Source organism: Elstera litoralis, from assembly GCF_000963705.1.
Taxonomy (GTDB): Bacteria; Pseudomonadota; Alphaproteobacteria; order Elsterales; family Elsteraceae; genus Elstera; species Elstera litoralis.
The window spans coordinates 1-2,313 of sequence record NZ_LAJY01000467.1; the positions used below are offsets into that span (position 1 = coordinate 1).

Genomic DNA, 2,313 nt, shown 5'->3' on the forward strand with positions numbered 1-2,313 from the left:
GCAAGAGTTCAAAACAATTTAAGCATAAATTCTGTATTAAGCTTTTATTAACAATAAAACGATTGTCATTATTAAGAAAACGCTAAAGAAATGGGAGGATTGGGTTACGAACGCGCCTGCGCCAGTGTTTCTGCCTTCATTTCCAGCTCCAACCAACGGTCTTCGAGCGTTGCAAGCTGCGAGCGTAACGTTTCTAATTTTGCCGAAGCATCCGCGAAGCCTTTAGGATCTTTTGGTGTAAAAAGACGCATCCGCGAGTTTTTTGCTCCAATTGTGCGAGTGCGACTGTCGTTGCTTCAATTTGGTTGGGGAGTTGATCGCGCTCCCGTTGATCTTTGTAAGACAGTTTAGTGGCGGGGGCTTTCGGGCCGCTGGGCTCGGCCTTTGCGGCCGATTTAGCGGCGGTTTTTTCGATAGGCGCGTCGGGCCGCTGGGTGAGCCAATCGGAATAACCGCCGGCATAGGCACGCACCTCGCCGTCGCTATCAAACGCAATCGTCGCGGTCACGGTCCGGTCGAGAAAATCGCGGTCATGGCTGACGAGCACCACGGTGCCGGGATAGTCGGCCAACACTTCTTCCAAGAGATCCAGGGTTTCCAGATCGAGATCGTTGGTTGGCTCGTCGAGCACGAGAAGATTGGCGGGGCGCAGAAAGAGCTTTGCCAGCAGCAGCCGGTTCTTCTCGCCGCCGGAAAGGCTGCGGATCGGGCTATGGGCCTGTTCGGGCGCAAAAAGGAAATCTTGCAAATAGCCGACCACATGCTTCGGGCGACCATTGATGATGACCTGATCGCCGCCGCCCTCGCACAGAATGCGCCAGGGCGTATCGTCCGGGTCCAACTGCTCGCGCTTCTGGTCGAAGTACACCGGCTCGATGCCGAAGCCGATGCGGATTTTGCCGCTGGTCGGGCGCAATTGCCCCAGCAAAATCTTCAGCAGCGTCGTTTTACCGGCGCCATTCGGGCCGATCAGGCCAACCCGCGCGCCGCGCACAAGGCGGAAGTTGAAATCGGGGATGAGCACGCGCCGCCGCATGCTGCCATCGGCCTGGGGCTGGTCGATTTCGTAACGCAAATGCTCGGCTTCGGCGACCATCGTGCCGCCGCTCTCGGTGGCGGCGATATCGGCTTTCACCGTGCCCGCCACTTTGAGCCGTTCCGACATTTTCTCGCGCAGATCATACAGCGCGCGGACGCGGCCCATATTACGCCGTCGGCGGGCGGAGATGCCTTCGCGCAGCCAACGCATTTCTTCCTTCAGCTTGGCGGCGTCTTTGCGCGCCTGCTGCTCTTCGGTGGCGACCACCTGTTCGGACCATTCCTCGAACGCCTCATAGCCCTTATCGAGCCGCCGCACGAAGCCGCGATCCAGCCACAAGGTTCGGCGCGCAACGGCCTTCAGGAAGGCACGATCGTGGCTGATGACCAACAGCGCGCCGCGAAACCCGGCAAGCTCGGCCTCAAGCCAAGCAATCGTCGGCAAATCGAGATGGTTGGTCGGCTCGTCGAGCAGCAGAATATCGGGACGCGACACCAAGGCCCGCGCCATATCGGCCCGGCGCGCTTCCCCGCCGGACAGGCCTTCGACCAGCTTTGCGCCGTCGAGCGTTAGCGCGGCGAGAACGGCTTCCACCGTCGCGGGGCCTTCGGGGCCGGCATCGGGCGGCAGGCCTGCTAGCGCATAATCGCCAACGGTCTTGGCCGTGCCGAAATCCGGGTCTTGCCGCAAATAGGCTAGGCGCGTGCCCGGTTGGACGAAGCGTTCGCCCGCATCCAGGTCCACTTCCCCGGCCAGCACTTTCAGCAGGGTCGATTTGCCCGAGCCGTTGCGCCCGACGAGGCAGGCGCGTTCGCCCGGCGAAATCGCCAGATCAATCTCATTGAAAATCGGTTTCGCGCCGAAGGTAACGGTCGCGCCGCGCAGTGCCAGCAGAGGGGGAAGAGCCATAGGGCGGGATGTAGCCCTAGCCTCGCCTTAGGTCAAGGTTGCAGCGCACGCTTTAGGTTTCTTGAACCCGGTTCAGCAGCAAGAACACGCGGATCGCCGAGGAAAGATTGCCGGAGCGGTTTTCATCGATCTCGGCGATGAGCCCATTGATGCTGGTGTGGCGGGCGGCGGCGACGCGGCGCAACTCCGCCCAAAAAGCATCCTCCAGCGAAACGCTCGTTCGGTGCCCGGCGACGACGACCGAGCGTTTCACCAGCCGGGCCGGATCGGTCGCCGAAACGGGGGCACGGTCGCGGGGCGTCCCAGAGCGCAGGGCTTCGTGAAATCCGGTCATGGCGCAACCCTCGGTTCCGGCGGCGGGGGCG

2 protein-coding genes are annotated in these 2,313 nt (G+C 61.3%); both read right to left on the reverse strand.

The features are described from left to right. Positions 1-193: 193 nt before the first annotated feature. Entirely contained in the window at positions 194-1,948 is a 1,755-nt protein-coding gene (locus tag VZ95_RS15880; protein WP_232302699.1) for an ABC-F family ATP-binding cassette domain-containing protein, read from the reverse strand. Positions 1,949-2,000: 52 nt separating this feature from the next. After that, on the reverse strand, positions 2,001-2,313 hold a 313-nt coding region (locus VZ95_RS15885), incomplete at its 5' end, for a ribbon-helix-helix domain-containing protein (protein WP_332308112.1).